Annotated in this window: 18 protein-coding genes; 12 read left to right on the top strand and 6 right to left on the bottom strand. The window is 72.4% G+C overall.

Features of this window, described 5'->3' with window-relative positions:
- Nucleotides 1-3 precede the first annotated feature (3 nt).
- From ABD993_RS07490 to ABD993_RS07500, 3 genes are read left to right on the top strand one after another with little or no spacing between them, the layout of a single operon-like run.
- A complete protein-coding gene (locus ABD993_RS07490; RefSeq protein WP_345414086.1) occupies nucleotides 4-234 on the top strand; it encodes a hypothetical protein in 231 nt (76 codons plus the stop codon).
- 27 nt (nucleotides 235-261) lie between these two features.
- Nucleotides 262-987 (top strand): DedA family protein, encoded by a 726-nt coding sequence (locus ABD993_RS07495; RefSeq protein ID WP_425568912.1) that lies wholly within the window; start codon nucleotides 262-264, stop codon nucleotides 985-987.
- Nucleotides 987-1,679 carry a DedA family protein gene (locus ABD993_RS07500; protein ID WP_345414089.1) on the top strand — a complete coding sequence of 231 codons (693 nt, stop codon included), beginning with the start codon at nucleotides 987-989 and terminating at the stop codon, nucleotides 1,677-1,679. Before ABD993_RS07495 ends, ABD993_RS07500 begins: the two co-directional genes overlap by 1 nt.
- On the opposite strand, the gene ABD993_RS07505 is transcribed toward ABD993_RS07500, so the two are convergent.
- The gene (locus ABD993_RS07505) at nucleotides 1,636-2,694 is read right to left on the bottom strand and encodes a glycoside hydrolase family 76 protein (protein WP_345414090.1); all 1,059 of its coding nucleotides are present in this window, start codon (nucleotides 2,692-2,694) and stop codon (nucleotides 1,636-1,638) included. The two genes, ABD993_RS07500 and ABD993_RS07505, sit on opposite strands and share 44 nt — an antisense overlap.
- A 52-nt stretch (nucleotides 2,695-2,746) precedes the next feature.
- Here ABD993_RS07505 and ABD993_RS07510 point away from each other — a divergent pair, with 52 nt between their 5' ends.
- The 3 genes from ABD993_RS07510 to ABD993_RS07520 all read left to right on the top strand — a co-directional run bounded on the left by ABD993_RS07510 (nucleotide 2,747) and on the right by ABD993_RS07520 (nucleotide 5,204).
- Nucleotides 2,747-3,190, top strand: coding sequence for a DUF4262 domain-containing protein (locus ABD993_RS07510; RefSeq protein ID WP_345414092.1), 444 nt, complete (start codon nucleotides 2,747-2,749; stop codon nucleotides 3,188-3,190).
- A gap of 117 nt (nucleotides 3,191-3,307) precedes the next feature.
- Nucleotides 3,308-4,516: a thiolase family protein gene (locus ABD993_RS07515; protein WP_345414093.1), complete on the top strand. Its 1,209-nt coding sequence runs from the start codon at nucleotides 3,308-3,310 to the stop codon at nucleotides 4,514-4,516.
- Nucleotide 4,517: 1 nt separating this feature from the next.
- Nucleotides 4,518-5,204 (top strand): SDR family oxidoreductase, encoded by a 687-nt coding sequence (locus ABD993_RS07520; RefSeq protein WP_345414095.1) that lies wholly within the window; start codon nucleotides 4,518-4,520, stop codon nucleotides 5,202-5,204.
- Here ABD993_RS07520 and ABD993_RS07525 read toward each other — a convergent pair whose 3' ends face one another.
- Nucleotides 5,205-5,858 carry a TrmH family RNA methyltransferase gene (locus ABD993_RS07525; protein ID WP_345414097.1) on the bottom strand — a complete coding sequence of 218 codons (654 nt, stop codon included), beginning with the start codon at nucleotides 5,856-5,858 and terminating at the stop codon, nucleotides 5,205-5,207.
- 224 nt (nucleotides 5,859-6,082) lie between these two features.
- Nucleotides 6,083-7,498: an AAA-type ATPase lid domain-containing protein gene (locus ABD993_RS07530; RefSeq protein WP_345414099.1), complete on the bottom strand. Its 1,416-nt coding sequence runs from the start codon at nucleotides 7,496-7,498 to the stop codon at nucleotides 6,083-6,085.
- A 154-nt stretch (nucleotides 7,499-7,652) separates the two neighbouring features.
- Between ABD993_RS07530 and ABD993_RS07535 the strand changes: the two genes are divergently transcribed.
- Genes ABD993_RS07535 through ABD993_RS07545 form a run of 3 tightly spaced genes read left to right on the top strand, consistent with a single transcriptional unit; the run spans nucleotide 7,653 to nucleotide 10,392 of the window.
- Complete coding sequence (locus tag ABD993_RS07535; RefSeq protein ID WP_345414101.1) at nucleotides 7,653-8,666, top strand: amidohydrolase family protein; 1,014 nt, start codon at nucleotides 7,653-7,655, stop codon at nucleotides 8,664-8,666.
- On the top strand, nucleotides 8,666-9,379 hold the full coding sequence (locus tag ABD993_RS07540; protein ID WP_345414103.1) for an iron-sulfur cluster assembly protein: 714 nt from the start codon (nucleotides 8,666-8,668) through the stop codon (nucleotides 9,377-9,379). The genes ABD993_RS07535 and ABD993_RS07540 overlap by 1 nt, the downstream gene beginning before the upstream one ends.
- Nucleotides 9,376-10,392, top strand: a complete 1,017-nt coding sequence (locus tag ABD993_RS07545; protein WP_345414105.1) for an NAD(P)-dependent alcohol dehydrogenase — start codon at nucleotides 9,376-9,378, stop codon at nucleotides 10,390-10,392. The genes ABD993_RS07540 and ABD993_RS07545 overlap by 4 nt, the downstream gene beginning before the upstream one ends.
- 145 nt (nucleotides 10,393-10,537) lie before the next feature.
- On the opposite strand, the gene ABD993_RS07550 is transcribed toward ABD993_RS07545, so the two are convergent.
- Nucleotides 10,538-12,952, bottom strand: coding sequence for an AAA family ATPase (locus tag ABD993_RS07550; protein ID WP_345414107.1), 2,415 nt, complete (start codon nucleotides 12,950-12,952; stop codon nucleotides 10,538-10,540).
- Nucleotides 12,949-13,644, bottom strand: a complete 696-nt coding sequence (locus tag ABD993_RS07555; RefSeq protein WP_345414109.1) for a hypothetical protein — start codon at nucleotides 13,642-13,644, stop codon at nucleotides 12,949-12,951. Before ABD993_RS07555 ends, ABD993_RS07550 begins: the two co-directional genes overlap by 4 nt.
- 423 nt (nucleotides 13,645-14,067) lie before the next feature.
- Between ABD993_RS07555 and ABD993_RS07560 the strand changes: the two genes are divergently transcribed.
- The 3 genes from ABD993_RS07560 (at nucleotide 14,068) to ABD993_RS07570 (ending at nucleotide 17,710) form a co-directional block, all read left to right on the top strand.
- On the top strand, nucleotides 14,068-15,402 hold the full coding sequence (locus ABD993_RS07560; protein WP_345414111.1) for a ferredoxin reductase family protein: 1,335 nt from the start codon (nucleotides 14,068-14,070) through the stop codon (nucleotides 15,400-15,402).
- A 92-nt stretch (nucleotides 15,403-15,494) separates the two neighbouring features.
- Entirely contained in the window at nucleotides 15,495-16,769 is a 1,275-nt protein-coding gene (locus ABD993_RS07565; RefSeq protein ID WP_345414113.1) for a DUF4142 domain-containing protein, read from the top strand.
- Nucleotides 16,769-17,710, top strand: coding sequence for a hypothetical protein (locus ABD993_RS07570; RefSeq protein WP_345414116.1), 942 nt, complete (start codon nucleotides 16,769-16,771; stop codon nucleotides 17,708-17,710). The genes ABD993_RS07565 and ABD993_RS07570 overlap by 1 nt, the downstream gene beginning before the upstream one ends.
- A gap of 62 nt (nucleotides 17,711-17,772) precedes the next feature.
- Here ABD993_RS07570 and pyrE read toward each other — a convergent pair whose 3' ends face one another.
- On the bottom strand, nucleotides 17,773-18,345 hold the full coding sequence (gene pyrE / locus ABD993_RS07575; protein ID WP_345414118.1) for an orotate phosphoribosyltransferase: 573 nt from the start codon (nucleotides 18,343-18,345) through the stop codon (nucleotides 17,773-17,775).
- Nucleotide 18,346: the final 1 nt, after the last annotated feature.

Raw genomic sequence — 18,346 nt, forward strand, 5'->3', positions numbered from 1 at the left:
CCCGTGACCCCGGAGGACCAGCTGGCCCAGGCGCTGCGCGCGCAGGCGTCCGCCCGCGGGCGGGAGGCCGCCCTGCACCCCGCGCCGCGTCCCCCGCTCGGTGGTCCCCGCGCGGCGCTGCAGCGGCAGATCGCGCTCGCCCTGGCCGTCGCGCTGCTGGCGGGGGTGCTGTTGGGGGTGGGGATCGCGCTGGTGTCGTTGCTCGCCCCAGGGGTGTTACCCACGGTCGGCTGACGGGAGCCACAGGTCGGCCCGGTACCGTTGACCCCCGTGACGGTCCAGTTGGCTCTCGGTCCCGAATGGCTCAAGCCCGATGTGATCATCGAGTGGCTGGGCCCGTGGGCGCTGCTCGGGCTCGCCGCGATCATCTTCGCGGAGTGCGGGCTCCTGCTGGGCTTCTTCCTGCCCGGTGACTCGCTGCTGTTCACCGCGGGGCTGTTCGTCGCCTCCGGCGCGATCAAGACCCCGCTGTGGCTGGTCTGCCTGATCCTGGTGGCGGCGGCCTTCGTCGGGAACGTGGTGGGCTACTGGATCGGCCGCACCGCCGGACCCGCGATCTTCGACAAACCGAAGAGCAAGGTGTTCAAGCCGGAGCACGTGGCGAAGACACAGGGGTTCTTCGACAAGTACGGCAACCGCGCCATCGTGATGGCCCGCTTCGTGCCCATCGTGCGCACCTTCATCACGGTGATGGCCGGGGTCGGCCGGATGGAGCCGAAGCGGTACTTCACCTACTCGCTGATCGGCGGCGTGGCCTGGGCCGCGGGTGTCACGGTCCTCGGCTACTTCCTCGGCCAGTTCGACGTCGTGAAGAACAACATCGAGCTGATGCTGATCCTGATCGTGCTGATCTCGGTGCTGCCGATCGTCGTCGAGGTCCTCCGGGCACGGAAGCACAAGCCCGCCGCCGAGCACGCCGTCGACCCCGACGCCACCGTGCAGCTGCCGGTGATCCGTCCGGACCAGCGCCCGCCGCACCGGTACTAGTGCACGAGACGCTGCTCGCCTTCGACCCGCTCGGGTCGGCGGGGCCCGCCACGGTCTGGGTGGTGGTGTTGGCGTTCGTGTTCCTGGAGTGCGCCTTCGTGATCGGGCTGTTCCTGCCCGGGGACTCGCTCCTGCTCGCCGCGGGGGTCGTGCTGGCCGCGCACGACCACGAGCTGTCCGCGTGGCTGCTCTCCGGCGTCGCCGTCCTGCTCGCGGTGGCGGGCAACCAGGTCGGGTACCTCGTCGGCCGGTTCACCGGCGCCAGGCTGAAGCTGCGCAAGGGCGGGCGGATCCTCAGCAGGGAGAACCTGGACCGCGCCGGCGTCTTCCTGGACCGCTGGGGCTTCTGGTCGATCGTCGTGGCGCGCTGGGTGCCCTGGGTGCGCACGCTCGCCCCGCTGATCGCGGGCGCCGCACGCATGGACAACCGGAAGTTCGTGCTGGCCAACCTGGTCGGCGCCGTGATCTGGGTGCCCGCGCTCGTCCTGCTCGGCTTCTACGGCGCGGGGCTGCTGGACCGGATCCCGTGGGTGAAGGACGTCGCCGTCGTGGCCTCGGTCGGGTTCTTCGTGGTCGGCACGATCTACGGGGCCGTCCGCTACGTGCAGGAGATCCGCAAGCCGGTGGACGAGGTCGACGCGACGGGCACTAGCTCAGGCGAGCAGCCGCCTCCAGCAGCATCCACGCACTGAGCTGCACGGAGAGGTCGCCCTCCGGCGCCTCGGGGCCCGGCTCGCGGGCGGCCCTGCGCCAGTCGTGGGCGAAGAAGGGGCCGTGCGGGGTGTCCGCGCGGTGCGCCCACACCGCCTCCGCGCTGGCCAGGACCAGGTCGCGGGCATGGGGTAGGTCCGGCACGCGGGCGGCGGCGTCGGCGAGGTAGCGGGCGAGGATGCCGTTGAACAGGCCGCCGTCGCCACCGTCGTCGTAGCCGCCGACGACGCCGTCCGGCTCGGCGAGGTGCCGGGCCGTCGCGACGAGCACCGCCTCCGCACGCTCGCGCCAGCGGCCGTCTCCCGTCCGCTGCGCCAGCTCGACGCAGGCCCCCAGGTACACGCCCTGGCAGTACGTGTAAGTGGTGGTCGCGCGCTGCACGCCGTCCGCTGTCGGCCGGACCCCGTCGATGACCAGCCCGGTGTCGGGGTCGACCAGGGTGTCCGCCAGCCAGTCCGTGATCCCCGCGGCGAGCTCGACCGCCCCGGTGCGGGCCAGCAGGATCGCCGCCGGGCCGTTCGCGGGGGCGTTCTTGAAGTCGTCCCCCCGACGCCAGTGGATCCCGCCGCCGAGGTCTGACGTGTGCCCGGCGCGGAGTCTGGCGGTGATCGCGGCGACCGCGCGGGGACCCGACCGCGTGCGCGGCCCGGCCCGGTGCACGGCGAGCCCGAACCAGGCGATGTCGTCGTAGTAGTCGTTCGTCCAGCGGCCGAGGTTGCGCAGCCGCACGCCGCGGACCATCCCGGCGATGGCGGCGGCCCGGCGCGGGTCGGGGGCGCGGAGCTGGGCGTCGACCAGGCAGTCCAGCAGGTGCGCCTGCCACCAGTAGTGCCACGGGCCGATCAGGGCCCGCGCCCGGGCGCGCGGCGCGCCGGACCGGGGGCTGCGGATCCGGCCGATCCGGGTGGCAGGCACCGCTCCGCCGACGCGGTGCAGGTACCGGCTCCGAACGGCCTCCTCGGCCGCCGCCGCACGAGTTGCCCACAGACTGCTCATCGCGGCCGATGGTGTCAGATTCCTGTCGGTGGTCGCCCCTACCGTCCCCCTCATGAACCCCGACATCCCCTCCCTCCACCGGCGCGAGCAGTACGAGACCTGGCAGCGCGAGACCATCCGTCGGCACGGGTGGGCGCTGCAGGCCGTGCTGGGCGGCGAGGAGGGCCCGCCCTTCGTCCACACCATCGGGCTGACCGGCTTCGACCATCCGGAGCTGATCGTCTTCGCCGTGGGTCAGGCCACCGCGGCCCGGCTGCTCAACCGGCTCGGCGAGTACGTGCGGATCGGGGGGCGGCTCGGGCCGGGGGACACCGTCGGCGTGCCGGACGGGGTGGTCAGCGTGCTGGAGTTCCCCGATCCGGAGCCCTGGCTGCGACAGGCGGACCGGGTCTACCGGGTGCCCGGCGGCGCGCCCGTCGAGGCGCTGCTGGTCGTGCCGGAGGAGGGTTATCGGGCGGCGGAGGGACCGGACGCGGGCTGCGTGCTCTGCGACTGACCGGCCGCCGCCGACCGGATGCGCTGGTGGTCGGCGATGCGGGTGACCGATGCCACTTGCTGAGTTCACGAAAGCAACGCAGACTGGGTTGCGAAGCAGAACTCAGAGGAGAGTGCGATGCGGGACGCGGTGATCGTCGAGGCCGTCCGGACTCCGGTCGGCAAGGGCAAGCCCGGTGGGGCGTACTCCGAGGTGCACCCGGTGGAGCTGCACGCCCATGCCATCCGGAGCGTGGTCGAGCGGGTGCCGGGGCTGCGGCCCCACGAGATCGACGACGTGATCGGCGGCGTCGTCGGGCAGGTCGGGGAGCAGAGCGGCAACACCACCCGGTTCGCGGCGATCACCGCGGGCCTGCCGGAGTCCGTGCCCGGGGTGACCGTCGACCGGCAGTGCGGCAGCAGCCAGCAGGCGCTGTCCTTCGCCGCGCACGGCGTGGTCGCGGGCGAGTACGACATCGTGGTCGCCTCCGGCGTCGAGTCGATGAGCCACGTCCCGATCGGCAGCTCCGCGCTGGTCGACGGCGTGCGCCAGGACGTCGCGGGCCCGGCGATCCCGCGGATCTACCCCGGCGGGCTCATCCCGCAGGGCGTCAGCGCCGAGCTCATCGCGCGGAAGTGGGGGCTCTCCCGCGCACAGCTGGACGAGTTCTCGGCGACCAGCCACCAGCGCGCCGCCGCCGCGTGGGAGCAGGGCTTCTTCGCGGGCCAGGTGGCCCCGCTCAAGGTCACCCGCGCCGACGGCACCGTCGCCCAGCTGGAGCGGGACGAGACGATCCGGCCCGGCACCACCGTCGAGACCCTCGCCGGGCTCCGGCCCGCGTTCGCCGACGGGCGCTGGACCGACCGCTTCGGCGACATCGACTGGAAGATCACCGCGGGCAACTCCTCACCGATCAACGACGGCTCCGCGGCCCTGCTGGTCACCAGCAGCGAGACCGCGGCGCAGCACGGGTGGCGGCCGCGGGCGCGCATCCACACCACCACCGTGGTCGGCGACGACCCGATCCTCATGCTGACCGGCATCATCCCGGCCACGGCGAAGGTGCTGGCCAGGGCGGGCCTGAGCATCGACGACATCGACGCCTTCGAGGTCAACGAGGCGTTCGCACCCGTCGTGCTCGCCTGGATCGCGGAGACCGGCGCCGACCCGGCGAAGGTCAACGTCGACGGCGGCGCGATCGCGATCGGGCACCCGCTCGGCGCCAGCGGCGCCCGGCTGGCCACCACGCTGCTCGGTGTCCTCGAGCGGACCGGCGGCAGCTACGGCCTGCAGACCATGTGCGAGGCGGGCGGGACCGCCAACGCCACGATCATCGAGAGGCTCTGACATGCAGATCGCAGGCAGCGTCGCGCTGGTCACCGGGGCCAACCGCGGGCTGGGCCGCGAGCTCGCCGCACAGCTGCTGGAGCGCGGCGCCAAGACCGTCTACGCCGGCGTCCGGGATCCCGGCTCGGTCGCGGACGCGCGGCTCGTCCCCGTGGCGCTGGACGTCACCGATCCGGCGGTGCTCGCCGAGACCGCCGAGGACCTCCCGGACGTCGACCTGGTGATCAACAACGCCGGGCGGGCGGGGGCGGGCTCACTGCTCACCGCGGACCTCGACGCGGCCCGCGCCGAGTTCGAGACGAACGTGTTCGGGCCGGTCCACGTCCTGCGGGCGTTCGCCCCGGTGCTCGCCCGCAACGGCGGCGGGGCCGTGGTGAACATCCTGTCGGTGCTCTCCTGGCTGGCCGCACCGACCAGCGGGGCGTACGCGGCGTCGAAGGCGGCGGCGTGGTCGTTCACCAACACCGCCCGCGCGGAGCTGCGGGAGACCCAGGTCCTGGGCGTGCACGTGGGGTACATGGACACGGACATGACGGCGGGCATCACCGCACCGAAGCTGTCCGCGGCCGTGGTGGCCGGGCAGATCCTCGACGCGCTGGAGGCGGGCGAGGAGGAGCTGCTGGCGGACGACGTCAGCCGCGCGGTCAAGAGCGCCCTCTCCGGCCCCGTCGGCGGTCTCGTGCCCTGATCACCAGGCTCGTGTCAGGTCGGCGTGCTGCCGGATCCACGTGTGCATCGTGATCCCGGCCGCCACCCCGGCGTTGATCGAGCGGGTGGAGCCGAACTGGGCGATCGAGACGAGCAGGTCGGCGGCCGCGCGCGCCGCGGGCGTGAGGCCGGGGCCCTCCTGGCCGAACAGCAGCACGCAGTCCCGGGGGAGCTCGGCGGCCTCCAGCCGCCGAGAGCCCTCGGTGTTGTCCACGGCCACGATCGCGAGCCCCCGGTCGCGAGCGAACGCGAGCAGCCCGGAGACGGACTCGTGGTGGTGCAGGGACTGGTAGCGGTCGGTCACCATCGCCCCGCGCCGGTTCCACCGCCGCCTGCCCACGATGTGCACGGCCGCGGCGGCGAAGGCGTTGGCCGTGCGGACCACGGTGCCGATGTTGTGGTCGTGTCCGAAGTTCTCGATCGCGACGTGGAAGGGATGGGCCCGCGTCGCGAGGTCGGCGACCACCGCCTCGCGTCGCCAGTAGCGGTAGGCGTCGACGACGTTGCGCCGGTCCCCCTGGTCGAGCAGGTCCGGGTCGTAGCGCGGGTCCGACGGGCGCGGGCCTGCCCACGGCCCCACCCCCACCAGGCCGGGCACCGCCCACTCGGTCGCGCCGGCCTCGTCCTCGCTCACCGATCCAGCCTAGGACCCCGGTCCCAGCCGCCGGACGTCCAGCACCGCGAAGGTCCGGGCGATGTCCTCCAGTCGGCCCACCACGACCAGGCCACCGCGGCGTGACGAGCGCGACGGAGACCAGCCGCGTCGCAGCCCGGTGCCCGCAGCGCGGTCCGTCCCGCGCTGAGCGCACGCAGACGCTGATCATGCCGCGCTGCGAGCACGAAACGTGCGGTCCGGACCTACTCGGGACGGATCCCGTACTGGGTGATCTTGCGGTAGATCGTGGCCCGGCTCATCCCCAGGCTCTTCGCGGCCCGGGTGACCGTGATCCCGGGCTCGGCCAGGACGCGGGCGATCTCGTCCCGCTCCAGGGTCTCGATCCGGGTCAGGGTGCGGCTCGAGCCGCACAGGACCTCGGGGGCGAGGTGCTTGGCGTCGACCACGTCTCCCCTGGTCACCGCGTCGCGGACCACGCGTCGGAGCTGCTCGGCGTTCCCCGGCCAGGCGAAGGTGCGCAGGGCGCGGGCCGCGGCGGGTGTGAACCGCACCTCGCGCCCTCGCGCGGCGCGGCCGAAGTGCTCGGCGAGCGGGAGGACGTCGTCCGGGCGGCGGCGCAGCGGCGGGAGCTCCACCACGACGTCCAGCAGGGTGGCCAGCGGCCGCGGGATCCCCCCGGCGTCCGACGCCGTCACCGCCAGCGAGGCCCCCCGGGCGGCGGTGACGATCGTGGCCAGCTCCGACGCCGCCCACAACGGGAGCGTGTCCGCCCCGCCGACGATCACGCTGGTCCGGTCCTTGGCCAGCTCCGGGGTCCAGAGCGCGAGCCAGGACTCCGCGTCCCGCGGGTCCGGCGGGCGGGCGTTGAGGATCCGGTGGTCGCGGCGAACCAGGCGCAGAGCGGCGGCCAGCAGCGCGGTCTTCCCGACCCCGGCCTCCCCGACCACCCCGACCGTCCGGCCCGCGCGCAGCGCCGCGACGACCTCGGCGAGCGCGGCGCCCCAGGTCTCGCCGAGGTCCGGCGCCGGGGGCGCGTCCCGCGAGGCGGAGAAGACGCGGAAGACCTCACCCTTCGGCGTGGGTCGCGGCTCCGCCCCGCGGCTGCGGGCGAGCATCAGGGTGGACGTGTGGCCCGCGGCCGTCCGGGCCAGGGCGAGCAGCAGGCCGTCCGACTTGTCCGACCAGGTCGTGAGGTTGACGCTGCCGAGCAGCCGCCCGTGGACGGGGTCCATCACCGGCGCGGCGGCACAGGTGTAGCCCCAGAGTCCGGTGCAGTAGTGCTCCTCGCCGCGCACGAGCGAGGGCGCGCGGTCGGCGAGCGCGAGGCCCAGCCCGTTGGTGCCCGCCTCGCGCTCCGAGAACGCGAAACCCGGGGCGAGGTAGGTCTTGTCCAGCGCGCTGACCAGGGACTTCTCGTCGCAGACCCGGCTGAGGACGAGGCCAGCGGCGTCGGTCAGCATCATGCTGACCGGCTCGTTCGACAGGGTGTCCCGCAAGCCGCGGAGCACCTCCTGGCCGCAGTCGTAGAACAGCGAGCCGTCGTCCACGCCGCCGGAGAAGGCGGGGTTCACCGCGTCCAGCGGGATCCCGTAGTCCTCGCTGCGCCGCCAGGACGCGGACAGCCGCGGGGTCGCGGCGACGCTTCGCTGGACCTCCACCTGCGCACCTCCTCGAGCGCTTCACCGGAACCCACTCTGACACAGCGCGGCGTCGCGGCGACCTCGTGCACGTCTCACGATGAGACTCGTCCGGCCCCTTCCGGCGCCCCGCGCTGCCTACCGTCGCGGCTACCGACCGAGAAGGAGAACAACGGTGTACTCGAAGGACGGCCAGGACTACTTCATCGTCGACGCCCACATCGCGCTGTGGGACGCGCGGCCGGAGAACCAGCGCAACATCCACGGCAAGCAGTTCATCGACTGCTTCTACGACTACCACCGCAACCTCAGCCCGGAGTCCGAGGTCTGGCCCTACGAGGAGTACCTCTACCAGGGCGGCGAGCGGCTGATGCACGACCTGTTCGAGGTCGGCCACGTCGACCACGCGATCTTCCAGCCCGCCGCGCTGGGCGAGTTCTACGTCAACGGGTTCGGGCAGACCGAGGAGGCGTCCGCGCTCGCGAAGGCCCACCCGGACAAGCTGACCTACAACCACTGCTGGGACCCGCGCTTCGGCGAGCAGGGGCTGAAGCAGCTGCGCGAGGACGCGAAGCGCTTCGACCTCAAGGGCTGCAAGCTCTACACCGCCGAGTGGCACGGCGACTCCCGCGGCTGGAAGCTCGACGACCCCTGGTCCTACCGCTACCTCGAGGCGGCGCAGGAGCTGGGCATCAAGAACATCCACATCCACAAGGGCCCGACGATCCGCCCGCTGGACCGAGACGCGTTCGACGTCGCGGACGTCGACAAGGTCGCGACCGACTTCACCGAGCTCAACTTCGTGGTCGAGCACTGCGGTCTGCCGAGGCTCGAGGACTTCTGCTGGATCGCCACCCAGGAGCCGAACGTGCACGCCGGGCTCGCGGTCGCGATCCCGTTCATCCACACCCGGCCGAAGTACTTCGCCCAGATCATCGGCGAGCTCCTGTACTGGATCGGCGAGGACCGGATCCAGTTCTCCAGCGACTACGCCCTCTGGACCCCGCGCTGGCTGGTCGAGAGGTTCGTCGACTTCCAGATCCCGGAGGAGCTGGCCGAGTACGCGCCGCTCACCACCGCCCAGAAGCAGAAGATCCTCGGCCTCAACGCCGCCGCGATGTACGACATCCCGGTCCCGCCGCACCTGCAGCTGCCCCGCGAGGAGCCGCAGGCCGTGGCGGTGGCGTGATGACCGTGACCGACGACCGCCGCGCCGTCACCGCGCGCACCGACGAGGCCTGGGCCGCGCTCGACGCCGTCGTGGACCCGGAGCTGGACGAGCCGATCACCGACCTGAAGTTCGTCCGGTCGCTCGACGTCGTCGGGGCCGACGTCGTCGTGCACCTGCGGCTGCCGACCAGTTTCTGCGCGCCGAACTTCGCCTACCTGATGGCGAGCGACGCGAAGGACGTGCTGGTCGCGCTGCCGTGGACCCGGCGGGTCACCGTCGAGCTCGACGACCACCACGACTCGGACCTCATCAACCGCGGGCTGGCCGCGGACGCCGGGTACCGGGGGACCTTCGGCCACGAGGCCGAGGAGGACCTCTCCGCGCTGCGCCTGACCTTCCAGCGCAAGGCGCACACCGCCGCGATGGAACGGGTGCTGACCCGGCTCGTGCGTGCCGGCTCGTCGGTCGCGGACCTCGGTCGGGTCACGATCGGCGACCTGCCGGACGACGACGCCACCCGCGCCCTGTTGCGCAGGCGCGCCGCGATCGGGCTGCGCAACGCCGACGCGCTGCCCGTCTTCGTGAACCACACCGGCAGCTCCCACGCGACGGTGGACCTGCCGCTGCAGCTCCGGCTCGCCCGCTCCACCCGGATCTCGATCGAGGGCAACGCCCACTTCTGCCGTGGCCTGCTGGCCACCCGCTACGACTTGGAGGAACACGTCTCGTGAAGGCCGTGCAGGTGGTCGGGTACCACCGGAACCTGGAGATGACGGACGTCGCGCAGCCGACCGTCGTCGAGCCGTACGACGTGATCGTGAAGATCGGCGGCGCGGGGGTGTGCCGCACCGACCTGCACATCCTCGAGGGGCAGTGGGCGGAGAAGTCGCAGGTCACGCTGCCCTACACGATCGGCCACGAGAACGCGGGCCGGGTCGCGGCGGTCGGGTCCGCGGTCACGAACGTCCGTGAGGGCGACAAAGTCATCGTGCATCCGCTGGTCACGTGCGGGCTGTGCCGCGCCTGCCGCTCCGGTGACGACGTGCACTGCACGCAGTCGCAGTTCCCCGGCATCGACACGAACGGCGGGTACGCCGAGTACCTGCGCACCTCCGCCCGCAGCGTCGTCAAGCTGGACGACGCGCTGGAGCCCGCGGACGTCGCCGCCCTCGCCGACGCCGGACTCACCGCCTACCACGCGGCGGCCAAGGCGGCCCGGCGTCTCGGCCCGCGCGACACCTGCGTGGTGATCGGCGCGGGCGGCCTGGGACACATCGGGATCCAGGTGCTCAGGGCGTCCACGGCGGCGCGGATCGTCGTGCTGGACCGCAACCCGGAGGCGGTGAAGCTGGCCGAGTCCGTCGGCGCGGATCTGGGGATCGTCGCGGACGGCGGGCACGTGGACTCGGTGCTCGCCCTCGGCGGGGCCGAGGTCGTGCTCGACTTCGTGGGCGAGGGCGGCAGCACCGCCGAGGGCCTGGCCATGACGAAGCCTGCCGGGGACTACCACGTCGTCGGGTACGGGGAGAACATCGACGTCCCGACGATCGACCTGATCTCCGCCGAGAAGACCATCGTGGGCAACCTGGTCGGCAGCTACAACGACCTGTGCGACCTGATGGCGATGGCCGCCCGCGGCCTGGTCACCCTCCACACCCAGCGCTACGCCCTGGACGACTTCCAGCAGGCGATCGACGACCTGGACAACGGCCGGGTGCGAGGCAGAGCCATCCTCGTCCCCTGACGTCTGTCCGACTCGCGCGTCAGAAGTGAGGGACTCGCGGGACATGCGCGCGGGGCTCAGGGGAGGCGCTGCCCTGAAACGCACGAACGGCACTTTTGTGCGGTAGGTCCGCACAAAAGTGCCGTTCGTGAGGTTGGGGTCGGGATCAGACGACCGGCGGCGGGGTGGACGCCGCCGTGTGGCCCTCCTCGCGGTTGCCGATCGGGGGAAGCGCCAGCCGGACGGGCGAGTGCGCACGGTGCGCACCCGCCGCGGCCGCGTGGTACTCCTCGAGCTGGGAGAGGAAGTCCGGGTCGGCGTAGATGCGGCCGTCGATCGTGACGCCCTCGCGGCCGGTCAGCACCGCCTCGACGTCCTCACCGGTCAGCGTCTTGTGCGTCTCCAGCGCGTGCGCGATGGCGAGCACCGACGAGCGGTTCTCCTTCAGGATGTCCTCGGCCCGCTCCAGCAGCGTGCCGAGGTGGTCCTCGATGCGGTCGGCGAGCGCCCGCCGGACCACCTCCTCGGGCTTGCCGTCCTTGCCGTCCTTCCCGCGACCGCCGCCGGGCGAACCGACCTCCAGCCGTCGGGACGAGGAGTAGGACGAGACCGTCGAGCCCATGCCCCAGAAGCCCTCCATGAAGGAGGCCACGGTCGTGGCCGACTCCAGGTCGCCGGACACACCGGAGCTGGAGTCGCCGTCGAAGAACATCCGCTCACCTGCGAGCGAGGCCAGCGAGACGAGGATGTCCGCCTCGTACTCCGAGCGCCACCGGGTGAACTGGTCCTCCGGCGGGATGCTCGCGACCATGCCCAGGTAGTCGCTGCCCTTCTCGATCGTCGCGAGGTCGATCTCCATGTGCTCGCGCACCCGGAACGCGACCACGGCGTGGCAGCCCTCGTGCACGGCGACGGCGTGCCGCTCCCGCTCGATGTACTCGACGTCCTCGGGCGGGCCGAGCTCCTTGAGCTGCTTGGCCCGGACGAGGTCCTTGTAGGTGATGACCTCGCGCCCGTCCCGGATCGCGGTGATCAGGGCCTCGTTGACCAGGTCCTTGATCGTGGCGCCGGTGGCGTAGGGCGTGATCGTGGCGAGCTTCTCGAGGTTCTCGTCCGTGATCTCGTGGGGCACCTTGTCCAGGTAGCCCTTGTAGGTCATGATCCGCCCCGCCTTGGACGGGTAGCCGACCCGGTAGATCCGGTCGATGCGGCCCGGCCGCAGCAGCGCCTCGTCCAGCGACTCCGGCATGTTCGTGGCCATCATGACCAGGATCCGGTACTTGGGCGGCGCCTTCGGCCGCATGCCCAGCGCCCGACGGCCCCAGCGGTTCAGCAGGCCGCGGGGCTTCTTCAGCCCGGACAGCTCGGTCAGCAGCGCCTGCAGCGTGCCGCCGCCCCCGCCGCCGCCCTGCATCCCGCCCATCATGAAGCGGCTCCGCGTCTCCTCGGGGGGAGCCTCCGACATGGAGTTGCGGAACAGCAGGGACTGGGTGTCCCGGGAGAGGTACGAGAACCCGTGGCACCCGCTGCCGTGGAAGGGCGGCGGGGTGAACCCGCGCGGCGCCCCGCCGGGGGCGGTGCCCGCCAGCGTGCCGCGGTTGCCCAGGGCGTCCGCCTCGTCGAAGAAGACGATCACGCCGCCGTAGCGCAGCGACAGCTTGCGCAGCTTCCGGAACAGCGACTTGACCTTGAGGATCCCGACGCCCATGAACATGTTGATGAAGGCGCCCGGGTCCACGAAGACGTACGGCTTGCCGGTCTCACCCGCGACGGCCTCGGCCATCAGCGTCTTGCCGGTGCCGGGGGGACCCCAGAGCAGCAGGCCGCCGGGCACGTAGCCGCCCTTGGCCTCGATCTCCTCCGGCTTCTCGAGGAACATGATGTTCTCGCGGATGCGCTGGACCACGTGGTCCTGGCCCCACACGTCCGAGAAGCGGGTCTTGATGTCGTCCGGGTAGTAGGTGTCCACGCCGCCCCGGGAGAGCAGCCAGAACAGCCCGATGAACTGGAACGCGACGAAGAAGAACGCGAAGGCCAGCTGGAAGATGAACGGCAGCGCCTGGTAGATCAGCGCGGGCGCCTGGAAGATCGCGAGGAAGGGCGAGGTGCCCAGCGCCGCGCCCGCCACCAGCGCCACCAGCACGATGAGCGCGGCCCACTTGATCGCCCGCGCGACGCGGAAGCGCGTCCAGTCCGACCACCGCCGCTTGACCATCCGGTCGGTGCCGCCGAAGACCTTCTGCGTCCAGAAGACGTGGTAGCCCGACCACTTCTCGGAGACGAGGAAGTGGATCTGGCGCAGCAGCTCGATCCCGGCCAGCCACAGCAGCCACTGCGAGTCGACGACCTCGATGCGCAGTGCGTCGGAGAAGGTCATCAGGGGGTTGTCCGCCACCTGCGACCAGACGATCACGAAGAACGCGACGGCCAGCAGCAGCAGGATCTTGCCGCGGTCCCACAGCGACATCTTCTTGCGCTTGGGCTCCACCTTCTCCGGTGGCGGCTCGTGGACCTGCGGACCCTCGGGCACCGGGGCGCCGGCGACGTCGGAAACGTCGACAGCACCGTCCTTGATGGTCATGGGCCCTCCCGAACCGTGAACGAGGAGACGACGTCGTCGATCTCCGACTGCCGCTTCTCGAAGCAGTCCACCGAACAGCGTGCGAGCGCCAGGTAGAGCTTGCTCGCGTCGTCGTTGAGATAACCGGTCTGGTCGAAGATCTGCGGCTCACCGTTGTTCACCCGGTACGAGAACACCGAGTGCACGCCGCGGATCCCGTCCCCCGGGGTGAGCACCTCGTCCCCGAGCAGCGTGAAGCCGGTGAGGCCCGACGCGCTGCCGCCGAGCTGCATCGACTGCCGGGCGGACTCCGAGACCGGGTAGATGAAGTCCCGGACGGTGTCCAACGAGATCTGCCCGCGCGACTCCTCCGGGATGGGCTGCACCGTCACCAGGATCGCGGGGGACTCCGCCGACTCGCCGATGATGTGGGTGAGCGACGGCTGGGCCGCGGAGTCGTAAGCCTCGATCCACACCCCCTTGGACGAGTCCGCCGCGGGCTCCACGCCCAGCTGGTTCTTCAGCTCGCCGGGGTCGATCTGCGCCCAGGAGTTCGGCACCTTCAGATAGGTGCGGTCCCCCGAGTTCGTGACGTAGGTCCAGGAGGGGGCGCCACAGCCCGCGACCAGGACCACCGCGAGCGCCACCGCGCCCACCACCGGCCAGCGGAGTACGGGCAGGCGCCACCTCGGGCGCCCCGTACGTCCTGCCATCGAGTCCTCCCCCGCCGTGACTGTTCCGTGACCTTCGAGTATGCGGCACGAAACACCCTCGACACTGCACCGTTCAGGTTGCGACCAGGTTTCCCTCTCCCGAGACGAGGTTTCCCCTTGTCGAAGTGTGACCCTGCCACCTCGCAACGGTCCACCGGTTCGCGGGTGCTCTCGTGCCGGATCCGCCTGTGTGGCGTGCGCCGTGCGGGGCGGGACGTTCGGCGAGCGGCAGCGCCCTGCGACCGTTCGGCCCCGTTGCGTGGCGAACCTGAAGAGGTTGCTCGGCGATCGGAGCAATCTGAGTGGCGTTCAGCCCTATTTCGAGGGCTGAGGCGACCGCTCGTCCCCTCTCGGGCACCGTCGCCCGGCGACACTCTTCAGCTTCCATACCCCGCGAGCGGCGCATCCTTAACGTCCCTCGCCGTGGACAGGACGACGGACAGGGCATCCCATGCGGGCGCCCGCGCAGTGTGGGTGGCGGTGCTGCTCGTGGTGCTCGCGGGGCCCGCCGCCGTGTACCTGTCCACCTCCGCGCCCGCGGGGCTGTGGAAGCAGCTCTCCTCGGTCACCGGACTCGTCGCGCTCTCCGGGCTCGTCTGCACCGCGGCCCTCCCCTCGCGGCTGCGCGGGCTCACCCGGGCGTTCGGCATCGAGACCGTCGTCGGGCTGCACCGCCAGCTCGGCATCCTCTGCGCCGTCCTGATCGCGGCGCACCTGGCCGCCGTGGTCGCGGCGAACCCCGCCCAGGTGGCCCTGCTCATGGTCCCGACGGCCCCCGCGCGGGCCAGGGCCGCCGTCGGCGCCTCCGTCGCGCTGGCGCTGCTGCTCGTGCTCGCGCTCGAGCGCAGGCGGATCAAGGCGCGCTACGAGGTCTGGCGCTGGCTGCACCTGTTCCTCGCGGTGCTCGTGCTCGGCGGCTCCGCCCTGCACGTGCTGTGGCTCAAGCAGATGGTGACCGACGCCGTCATGGGGCCGATCCTGGCCGGGCTGGGCCTGCTCGTCGTGGCGGTGTTCGTGATGCGCTGGTGGGGCCGCTCGGTGCTCGACCGTGGCGGCGAGTTCGTCATCCAGCACGTCCGTGCGGAGAACCCGACCGTCACGACGATGGTGCTCGCCCCCCGCGAGCGCGCCGAGGGCCTGCGGTTCTCCCCCGGGCAGTTCGCCTGGGTGCGGCTGCAGCGCTCGGCGGTGGAGGAGCACCCCTTCACCATCGCCAGCAGCGCGCACGACCCGCTGCACACCGAGTTCACGATCCGCGGCTCCGGCGACTTCGCGTCGTCCGTGCGGGACCTGCGGCCCGGCGAGTCGGTGTGGGTCGACGGCCCCTACGGCTCGTTCACCTGTGACGCCGTCCCCACCGAGGGCCTGGTCCTGATCGCCGCCGGCGTGGGCATCACCCCCATGATGTCCATGCTCCGGACCGCCGCCGACCGGGGCGACCAGCGGCCCCACCGGCTGGTCTACGTCGCCAGGGACACCGGCGACCTGCTGTTCCGCGACGAGCTCGCGATGCTGCGCCGCTACCTCGACCTCGAGGTCACCGAGGTGCTCCGGCGCCCCTCGGCGAGCTGGACCGGGGCGACCGGCGAGATCGACGTCGCGCTGCTGCAGACCGTGCTGGCGACCGTCGACATCGCCCAGCGCCTGGACTACTTCCTCTGCGGGCCGCCGTCGATGGTCGACGACGTGCTCGGCGCCCTGACCGCGATGGGCGTACCCGACGACCACATCCACACCGAACAGTTCGACATGGCCTGATCAGCGCCGATCAGCAGCACGACCCGGTCCGCTCCCCACGTGACCGGGACTCGACCCGCTCCCCACGGGCCGCTCCCCGAAAGGTCCACCCGATGTTCCACCGCATCCCGCGCTCCGTGCGCTGGGCACTGCTCGTCGCCGTCCTGGGCGCACTCACGGTCTCCGTGCTGCAGTCCTGGACCGCGGGCGCCCCCGGCACCGGCGGCTGGCAGCAGACCCAGTGGGGTCCGCTCGGCCCCGCCGACCGCGACCTGCTGATCAAGGTCCGCCAGGCGGGCCTGTGGGAGGCGCCGACCGGTCAGCAGATGGCCCAGCAGGCGACCAACCAGCAGGTCCGCGAGACGGGGCAGCACCTCGCCGAACAGCACGCGGTGCTGGACCAGATCGACCGGGACGTCTCGGACCGCCTCGGCGTGCAGCTGCCCAGCCGCCCGACCGACCAGCAGATCGCCTGGATGAACCAGATCACCAACACCACCGGGTCGGACTACGACCGGGTGGCGGTGCAGATCGTCCGGGAGGCCCACGGGAACGTGCTGCCGGTGATCGCCCAGGTCCGGGTGAGCACCCGCAACGAGCAGGTGCGGCAGTTCGCCGACACCGCGTTCCAGTACGTGACCGGGCACATCGCGATGCTCGAGGCGACCGGCCTCGTCGACTACTCGGCCCTGCCCGACGCGCCGTCGCCCGGCCTGCTCAGTGGCGCCACCACGCCCGCCGACATGATCGTCCCGGCCATCGTGTTCCTGGCCTGCATCGGTGCGGCGGTCGGCCTGGTCGTCACGCTGCGGCGGGGGCGGAGGAAGCCGGGCGGTGCCGTCGCGCCCGCCACCGGCAGCCAGCTCGCGTCGCTGCACGCCGCGCCGGTCGTCACCATCCCGGAGCCCGGGAGGCGACGGCCCTCACTGCCGGTCGGTGGCGCCGCCGCGGTGTCGCAGACCGGGGGGCACCGCCGCCGACGCAGCTCGCGGTCGGCCGCTGGCTCCGCCGCCGCTCCGACGGTCGGCTCCCCGGGCTCCGCCGTCGGGCAGACGGTCGGCGCCTTCCGGACCGACGACTCCGGCGCCTTCCGCTGGGACGACTCCGGCGCGATGCCCTTCCAGCAGCGCCCCCGCACGACCACGGACTCCGGCCGGTACCGGGTCCCGACCTCCGGCGACACGGGCGCCCACCGCGCCACGGGCCGCACCGCCACCGCGGTCAGCGACTCCGGCGGCCACGCCGCCGTCTCCGAGACCGGCCGACGCCGCCGCGTGCGGTCCGGCGCGGACTCCGGCTCCTTCCGCTTCGACGACCTGCTCGGCGACGGCCCCACCGCCCGCGCCGACCGCTCCCCCCACACCCCGACCCGAGGAATGACCCGCTGATGGCTCCCCAGACCGACCTCCGAAGGATCCGGCGCCTGCTGGCGACGACCGCGGCCGCGACCGTCGTCGTGCTGGTGCCGACGGCCTGCGACTACGCGATCGCCTCCGACCGGATCCCCTCCTCGCAGACCCAGCTGGGCCGCGAGGGCCAGCAGGGCCAGGTACGGAACGCGTCGTCCCAGAGCGGGACGCAGGACGCGTCGACCACCGCCCCGACCACCGCGGCGGACGCCCCTGAGCAGACGGGCGGCGCCGAGGGGGAGAAGCAGCAGGCCCCCGCGTCCAGCACCGCGCAGGCCCCCGCCGACGAGGAGAAGGCGGCCGCCCCCACATCCGCCCAGGCCCCGGCGTCGGCAGCCGAGAAGCCCGCCGCCGAGCAGGCGCCGAAGCCGAACAACGGCCTCGACGTGCTCGCCCAGGACTGCTCGAAGTCCGACCTGCCGCCCCACGACGGCTTCCAGAAGGGCGACCGCTGCGTCTCGACGGCGTTCGGCGAGGTCGGCGGGGCGGCCGAGAACCCGTCGCTGCTGATCACCGACGCGCCGCAGGCGGTCTCGGCGGGCCAGGAGTTCACCATGAAGGTGAGCACCCGCAACCTGATCCGCGACCGGTTCCTCGGAGCCGCCGCGGGCGGGTACTACCTGGAGAGCTCGGTGCTGAAGGACGGCATCCAGCGCGGCCACTTCCACACCGCCTGCCGGATGCTCACCACCACCGACGCCGCACCGGACCCCGCCCCGGCCCCGGCCTTCTTCCTCGCGACCCAGGACAACAAGGGTGGCGCGGGCGAGGACACCGTCGAGGTCAAGGTCACCGGGCTCCCGGACAAGGGCCTGGCGCAGTGCGCCGTCTGGGCCGGTGACGGCTCGCACCGCATCCCGATGATGGAGCGGGCCAACCAGACCCCGGCCTTCGACGTCGTCCGGATCAAGGTCGACTAGGGCTCGCGCCGCCCGACCCGGCGTCGACGGCCGGGATGGGGCGGGTGGCTGGGGGGTGCCCCCTAGAGACCTAGGTCGGCGAGGCCGAGGAGCGCGCGGTACGGCGCGCCCTCGGCCTCGATCGCCTCCTTGGCCCCGGTGTCCCGGTCGACGACGGTGACCACGCCGACGACCGTCGCCCCGGCCTCGCGCACCGCGCGGACGGCCTGCAGCACGGAGCCGCCGGTGGTGGAGGTGTCCTCCACGACCAGCACGGACCGGCCCGCGATGTCCGGGCCCTCGATCAACCGCTGCATCCCGTGTTCCTTGGTCGCCTTGCGCACCACGAACGCGTCGACCGGCAGCACCGCGGGGTGGTCCGCCCGCTCGGCCGCGGCGGCGTGCAGGATCGCGTCCGCCACCGGGTCGGCGCCGAGCGTGAGCCCGCCGACCGAGGAGTACGTCCAGTCCGCGGTGAGCGCGCGCAGCAGCCGCCCGATCAGCGGCGCGGCCTCGTGCTGGAGGGTGACCCGGCGCAGGTCGACGTAGTAGTCCGCCTCCTTGCCGGAGGACAGGGTGACCCGGCCGTGGACCACGCCCAGCTCGCGGACGAGCTCGGCGAGGCGCAGCCGGTCGGTGTCGGTGTCGGTGCTCATG

It is taken from the genome of Pseudonocardia xishanensis (genome assembly GCF_039541715.1).
In the GTDB taxonomy this organism is placed as follows: Bacteria; Actinomycetota; Actinomycetes; order Mycobacteriales; family Pseudonocardiaceae; genus Pseudonocardia; species Pseudonocardia xishanensis.

Excerpts from the sequence above, each read along its gene's own strand:
- ABD993_RS07565 (WP_345414113.1), top strand. The coding sequence starts at position 15,495 with ATGTTCCACCGCATCCCGCGCTCCGTGCGCTGGGCACTGCTCGTCGCC.
- ABD993_RS07550 (WP_345414107.1), bottom strand. The coding sequence starts at position 12,952 with ATGACCATCAAGGACGGTGCTGTCGACGTTTCCGACGTCGCCGGCGCC.
- ABD993_RS07515 (WP_345414093.1), top strand. The coding sequence starts at position 3,308 with ATGCGGGACGCGGTGATCGTCGAGGCCGTCCGGACTCCGGTCGGCAAG.
- ABD993_RS07540 (WP_345414103.1), top strand. The coding sequence starts at position 8,666 with ATGACCGTGACCGACGACCGCCGCGCCGTCACCGCGCGCACCGACGAG.
- ABD993_RS07505 (WP_345414090.1), bottom strand. The coding sequence starts at position 2,694 with ATGAGCAGTCTGTGGGCAACTCGTGCGGCGGCGGCCGAGGAGGCCGTT.
- ABD993_RS07570 (WP_345414116.1), top strand. The coding sequence starts at position 16,769 with ATGGCTCCCCAGACCGACCTCCGAAGGATCCGGCGCCTGCTGGCGACG.
- pyrE (WP_345414118.1), bottom strand. The coding sequence starts at position 18,345 with ATGAGCACCGACACCGACACCGACCGGCTGCGCCTCGCCGAGCTCGTC.
- ABD993_RS07555 (WP_345414109.1), bottom strand. The coding sequence starts at position 13,644 with ATGGCAGGACGTACGGGGCGCCCGAGGTGGCGCCTGCCCGTACTCCGC.
- ABD993_RS07520 (WP_345414095.1), top strand. The coding sequence starts at position 4,518 with ATGCAGATCGCAGGCAGCGTCGCGCTGGTCACCGGGGCCAACCGCGGG.
- ABD993_RS07510 (WP_345414092.1), top strand. The coding sequence starts at position 2,747 with ATGAACCCCGACATCCCCTCCCTCCACCGGCGCGAGCAGTACGAGACC.